At 72.1% G+C, this 5,753-nt stretch carries 4 protein-coding genes and 1 pseudogene; 1 reads left to right on the top strand and 4 read right to left on the bottom strand.

Annotated features, from left to right (window positions below):
* The 3 genes from HCK04_RS39900 to HCK04_RS39890 all read right to left on the bottom strand — a co-directional run.
* Positions 1 to 2,239 (bottom strand): DUF222 domain-containing protein (locus HCK04_RS39900; protein ID WP_168066670.1); only part of this gene is annotated, 2,239 nt, incomplete at its 3' end.
* A 1,044-nt stretch (positions 2,240 to 3,283) separates the two neighbouring features.
* Positions 3,284 to 3,616 carry a YnfA family protein gene (locus tag HCK04_RS39895; RefSeq protein ID WP_142652712.1) on the bottom strand — a complete coding sequence of 111 codons (333 nt, stop codon included), beginning with the start codon at positions 3,614 to 3,616 and terminating at the stop codon, positions 3,284 to 3,286.
* A 427-nt stretch (positions 3,617 to 4,043) separates the two neighbouring features.
* Complete coding sequence (locus tag HCK04_RS39890; RefSeq protein WP_142652711.1) at positions 4,044 to 4,433, bottom strand: hypothetical protein; 390 nt, start codon at positions 4,431 to 4,433, stop codon at positions 4,044 to 4,046.
* A gap of 288 nt (positions 4,434 to 4,721) precedes the next feature.
* Here HCK04_RS39890 and HCK04_RS41700 point away from each other — a divergent pair.
* Positions 4,722 to 4,898 (top strand): annotated as a pseudogene (locus tag HCK04_RS41700) (hypothetical protein); the annotation flags it as partial.
* Between the two features lie 5 nt (positions 4,899 to 4,903).
* Here HCK04_RS41700 and HCK04_RS39880 read toward each other — a convergent pair.
* On the bottom strand, positions 4,904 to 5,689 hold the full coding sequence (locus HCK04_RS39880) for a crotonase/enoyl-CoA hydratase family protein (RefSeq protein WP_142652709.1): 786 nt from the start codon (positions 5,687 to 5,689) through the stop codon (positions 4,904 to 4,906).
* Between the last annotated feature and the right edge of the window lie 64 nt (positions 5,690 to 5,753).

The raw sequence follows: 5,753 nt of genomic DNA, 5'->3' as shown, positions 1-5,753 counted from the left end.
CCCAGCACGTGGCATACCGGGCGAAGATGGCCCGCCGCTGGGCAGGAGTCGCCAGACGGACCTTGCGCCCCATGTCGAGGACTTGCCCGTCGGCGTTCATGACGATCCGCACCAACGTACTGGTGCGGGCGAGCCGGTGCACGCTGGAGACGGGCAGCACCTGCCCCGTCGCCAGCAACAACCCCGGCGGCACCATCCCCAGCGGCCCTCCCAGCGGGGCACCCAGTGCCGTCCCCAGCAGCGACCCGGGCAGCGTGCCTGCCGACGCTCCCAGAGCCGCACCCAGCGACGCCCCGGGCATCGTGCCCGCCGACGCACCCGGAGCTGCTCCGGGTGACACCCCGGAAGCTGCTCCCGGTGACGCACCCTGCGACGCTGCTTGCGCCGTCCCCGGCGTCCCACGCCCGGCTCCAGGTGTCCCCAACATTTCCGCTGCCCCGGTCGCGCAGCAGCAGCGCGCCTCACCGTCGCACCAGCACGTGTCCTGGCCATGCCGGCAGTCCCCCGCAGGCCGAGGCCCGGCGTGGGTGTGACATGCGGAGACGTCCTCGGGCGGAGGATCCGGCCGCGCCGCCTCCGAAGACGCCGCCACCGAGGGTGCTGCCTGCGATGGTTGTGCGTCCGGAGCCGTCGCGCCCGAAGGTGCTGTGTCCGAAGGTGCTGTGTCCGAAGGTGCTGTGTCCGAAGGTGCTGTGGGCCAATGCTCGCCACCGTCGGCTGGCCATGCTGACGCGTGCCGTGTGGCGTGCGGTGCTCCTGACTGAGTCGTGGCACGGTCGCCGTCTGCGCCCTTGACGATCGCGGTCTCGTCGCGCTCGGCAGAACTGGTGCTGATGATCTCGTCGCCCTTGGGGGAGGCGGCGTTCGCGGTGTGGTCGCCCTCGGTAGAGGCGGTGTTCACGGTGTCGCGCGGCTCGCACTCGCCGAGTCGCCGCTCACCGGCCCCGCGCTCACCGGCCCCGCGCTCACCGGCCCCGCGCTCACCGGCTCCACAGCCGCGAGACTCCCCGTCGCGAAGTCCGCTCGAGGCTTGGGGAGAGTTGGTGGCGGGGTCGGTGCTTTCGGCGTCGCCCTCGCAGTCGCCGGTGGCAACGGTCTCGTTCGGGGCCTCGGGGTTTCCGGTCGCGCGGTGAGCGTGGCCGCTGGGGGTGCTGTTGCCGAGGTCTGCGAAGTGGTCGCTGATGTCGTCGGCCTCGCCGGGCGCAGGGGCGGAGGCGTCGGTGCTGTCCGCACCGGCATCCGCCTCGGCCTCAGCTTCGGCAGTGTCGAACTCCTCCGGGATGTCGAGTCCGTCGGCCTCGCCGGGTGCAGGGTCGTCCGTGTGGTCCTGGCCTTCCTCGAAGCCCTCGGCGTCCCGCGCGTCCTCGACATGGTCGGCGGGGTCGTCGGCCTGGCTCGGCTCGTCAGTGCTTGCGGCGGGGTCGGGGACGTAGTCGCTGGGGGCGCTGTCGCCGAGGTCTGCGAAGTGGTCGCTGATGTCGTCGTCGGCGGGGTTTTCGGCGGTGGGGTCGGTGGTTTCGGGGTCGGTGGGGAGGGATTCGGCGCTGACCACGACGAGGAGCTCGGTGACGATCTTCTGCTCCAGCAGGGCGATCAGCGCGTCGGCCTGGCGTACCGTCAGCGGGCGGTCATCCCCCTGTGCCCTCAGCTTGGCGTACGCCTGCAACAACGCCATCAACCGGGCGCCGGCCTCACGCGGCAGGTAGAACTCCCCTTCCACGCCGCCGCCCTTGCCCGGGCGGACCCGCAGGAACCGCCGCCCGTAATCGGCCCGCTCATCCCGCTCTTCCCCATCGGGGTCCAGCACCGCCCGCAGATGGCGGCCGGCCTTGGCGACCTCCGCCGCCCCGGCCTTGCCCGCCAGGTCCACCAAGATCGGCTCCGCCAGGCCGGCCTGCTCATCCGATAGCCCGGCCACAGCGGCGCAGATGGCCTCCACCACCCCCGCCGCCAACTCACCCGCAGCGAACTTCTCCCGCACGACGGGGAGGCGCGGCAGTTCCGCGCCGAGGGTGAGCAGGCGGCCAGCACCGCCCACCGTCATCCCCCCACTGGTGCGCAGCCAGCAGCGGGTGGAGGCATGGCCGTGCTGCCTGGCCTGACCTGCTCGGTGGACCCGGCCGACGCGGTCGGCCAGGGCGCTGGTGATCCGATCGCGGGCGAACAGCAACTCCTCCGCCTCGGCCAGGCACATGTCCACATCGTCGGGAAGCGGGGTCAGCGCCAGCTCTTGGGCCACCTCACGAACCGACCCCACCACCACCCACGACGACCGCACACGACCACGGCCACCCGCATCGGAGGCATCCCCATGGGTGGCACCCGCGTCGGATTCCGCGCTATCGGCAGGCCCACGTGTGGCATTCGCGCCAGCGGCGTTCGCACCGTCAGCATTGCCATGGGTGGCATCCGCGCCAGCGCCGTCCATTCCAACGGCATTCGCGCCGGCGGCATCCCTACGCATGGCGTCTGCGCCGTCGGTATGCGTGCCTGGGCCGTTCGTGGTCTCGGCGCCGGACGCGTCAGCGCGCTGCCGGGGCTCGAAGTTGATGATCGGGAAGGGCTCACGGGCGGATGAACCGTCGGACGACCACAAGGGCGAATTGGCGATCAGACGGTCCCACCAGCCGTCGTCGGGACCATTCGAATGACGAAGGCGCTCAGGATCGATGTCGAACAGATCCATCACACCTCCATCGAGAGATTCGAAAACGTGTATTAATTCTCTCGCGACCTTGGGGCTATTTCAAGATCAACTAGGAATCTCCTGGAATCACAGCTGGGGACCGCAGTGGCCCTGACCACGTGGGCCTTGGCGGTCAGCGGGCTGACGAACAAGCGCTCGGCGATCTCACGCGTACGGGAGGTGCCGGACGTGGTGAAGTAGGCCGCCGCTACGGGCTTTCCAGGAGGAGTTGATCACCGATGCCAGGAGCGACGTCTGTTGATCGGGCCCTTTGGGCTGAGGGCCGCGACACCGGCGCCCTCGGATGTAGCGGGCGACACCGGCACCCTCGGATGTAGCGGGCGCCACCGTCGTTCTCGCCGAGATCGCTGCGACCAACCGCAGGCACGGCTTGGGGTAAGCGGGCGGATGGAACGGGATTCCTGCGGCGAGCGCCAACCTGAACCGTCCCGGCCATCCTCATCTCAGTCAGCCAACCCGAGGTACATCACGGCCTCCACGAAACTCGGCGCGGTTCAACCCTCTCTCGGGTGACGCGTCGATGCCGTAGGAATTCGATGCGGTATGAAACGGCACGGCCAGGTCGGTGGTGCTCGATCAGCCGCGCGGCGCGTACATGATCACCAGTACGCCGACAAGGCAGACGAGCGCGCCGATGACGTCCCAGCGGTCGGGCCGGAATCCGTCGACGAGCATGCCCCAGGCCAGGGAACCGGCGACGAAGACGCCGCCGTAGGCCGCCAGGATCCGGCCGAAGTTCGCGTCCGGCTGGAAGGTGGCGACCAGACCGTACAGGCCCAGCGCGATCACGCCACCGCCGATCCAGAGCAGGCCACGCTGCTCGCGTACGCCTTGCCAGACCAGCCATGCTCCGCCGATCTCGGCGAGGGCGGCCAGGACGAAGAGCAGCAGGGAGCGGACGACCGTCATGGCCGGTAGTACAGCGCATGGCGGCGCACGACGGGCCACCGGGGCACCCTGCGCGCCGCGGATCGGGCCACAGATCGAGTCGCAGGTCGGGTCGTAGGTCGGGACGGACCGGGGCGGCAGTCCGGGCTGCGGATCGGGGGCTCGGCATCCGCATCCGCTCCCGCCGTATCAGCTCCCGCCACTTCCGCAGGGGGAGGTCGCGTGGGAGGCGCGTCGGCGGTGCGGCCACCACATGCCCGCCGCGGCGGCGATCAGCACCCCGGCCACGGTCAGCAGCGCCTGCTCGGCGAGCGCGGCACCGGCGCCGGTGAGCGGTCCGGCGCCGATCAGGATCGGTGGCGCAGCAGGTGGTGCACGCGAGCGCCGCCAGGGCGGCGGCGACCTGCCACCTGTCCGCTGCGCAGGTAGGGGCCGTCGAGATCCTGCCTCACGCCGGCCTCCGCGAAGCGGCAGACCCCTGTACGGCAGGCGCCGGTGCGGCGGACGCGGTGGCGCGTGCCTGGAGGGCGTCCAGCACCTCGGTTTGGGCGAGCGGCACGGCCACCTCCAGCGCGAGGCCGCCGTCGGCGATGGTCAGGGTGAAGGTGAAGAAGGAGCAGCAGCCGGTCTCCCGTGCGGTCAGCTCGGCCGCCCGGGCCGCGTGCTCCGGGCTGAAGGCGAGCTCCAGCCGCAGCAGCTCACGCCCGGGGCGCCGCACCGCTTGGACGGCCTCGGCGAACAGGGCGTCGAACTCGGCCAGCCGCAGTGGCCGCCCGACGGTCGGCAGGGTGCACGCTGAGGGAGCCCATCCCCATTCAGAGGCGATGTCCCGGGTCATGCCTCTGACGGTAAGCCTGTACCTGGGTATCGGTTGCAACCCCTTCCCGCGTGGTCCCACCGTGCGGGCGCGTACGCGGATGCAGGAGCAGCACGGGCCGCCGCACCGGCCGGACCAGGATGACCGCAGGTGTCCTCCCGCCAGGGCTTCGCGACCTTCCTCGACCCCTACGGCGGCGACGACCAGGGCGGCGATCGGGTCGGCGCAGGACCGGCCGAAGGCGCTGTCGAGGGCGAGCCCGGCGAGCGGCACCGCCGACAGGTAGGTGCACGGCAGGGGCTGCTCGGAGTCGGCGACCGCAGCTCCGGGATCTTCGTCCCGATCGTCATCGCCCTGTCGGTCGCCACCCTGGGGGACTGGCCCGGCATCGGCGAAGGCGTGGCGCCGGCGTTCACCGCCGCGGTCGCGGTGCTGATCATCGCCTGCCCGTGCGCGCTGGAACCGGCCACTTCGCCGGAGGCCCTTCCGCGTCAGGGCGCGCCGGGTTCGGCGACGCCGTGACGGCCTGCGCCGGCGGCGAAGCGGGCCGCGCCGGCCACGCCCTCGCGCTCCACGATCGGTACGCCCGCCGCCCCCTCGGCGCGCAACGCCTCGGCCAGGGGCAGGTCGAGGGCGGCGTACGTGGAGGCCCGGTCGGCCAGGACGCATGCGAAGGGGAACGCCGCGATCTGCCCGGCCAGCTCACGGGCCGCCTCGACCGCCCGGCCCGGCCCGACGACCCGGTTGGCCAGCCCGATCGCGAGGGCTTCCCCGGCGTGCACCGGGCGGCCGGTGAGGATCATGTCGAGGGCGCGTCCGAGACCGACGATCCGCGGCAGCCGGACCGTGCCGCCGTCGATGAGCGGCACCCCCCAGCGGCGGCAGAACACCCCCAGCACCGCGTCGGACTCGACAACGCGCAGGTCGGCCAGCAGCGCCAGCTCCAGACCCCCCGCGACGGCGTATCCGCTGATCGCGGCGATCAGCGGTTTGCTCAGGTGCATCCGGGTCGGCCCCATCGGGCCGCCACCGCCTCCCTCGGGGTCGAGCTCGTTGCGCCGCGCGGGGTCGCCGACCGCGGTCAGATCGGCGCCCGCGCAGAAGGTGCCGCCGCTGCCGGCCAGGATCGCCACCCGCTGGTCCGGGTCGGCCTCGAACTCCTCGAAGGCCGCCCGCAACTCCCCGGCCATGCCCCGGTCGACGGCGTTGCGCCGGTCGGGCCGGTCCATCCAGATCGTGGTGATCGGTCCCTCGACCCCCACCCGTACGTCGCCCATCGCTACTCCCTCCCGCCGAGACCCCAGGCCAGGGGCGCACGCCAGCGATACCGCATGGCGAGAA

Source organism: Microbispora sp. CL1-1 (genome assembly GCF_012034195.1).
GTDB lineage: Bacteria > Actinomycetota > Actinomycetes > Streptosporangiales > Streptosporangiaceae > Microbispora.
The sequence above is the reverse complement of the archived record's forward strand: the minus strand, read 5'-3'. Positions and strand labels throughout refer to the sequence as shown.

Excerpts from the sequence above, each read along its gene's own strand:
- HCK04_RS39890 (WP_142652711.1), bottom strand. The coding sequence starts at position 4,433 with ATGACCCGGGACATCGCCTCTGAATGGGGATGGGCTCCCTCAGCGTGC.
- HCK04_RS39880 (WP_142652709.1), bottom strand. The coding sequence starts at position 5,689 with ATGGGCGACGTACGGGTGGGGGTCGAGGGACCGATCACCACGATCTGG.
- HCK04_RS39895 (WP_142652712.1), bottom strand. The coding sequence starts at position 3,616 with ATGACGGTCGTCCGCTCCCTGCTGCTCTTCGTCCTGGCCGCCCTCGCC.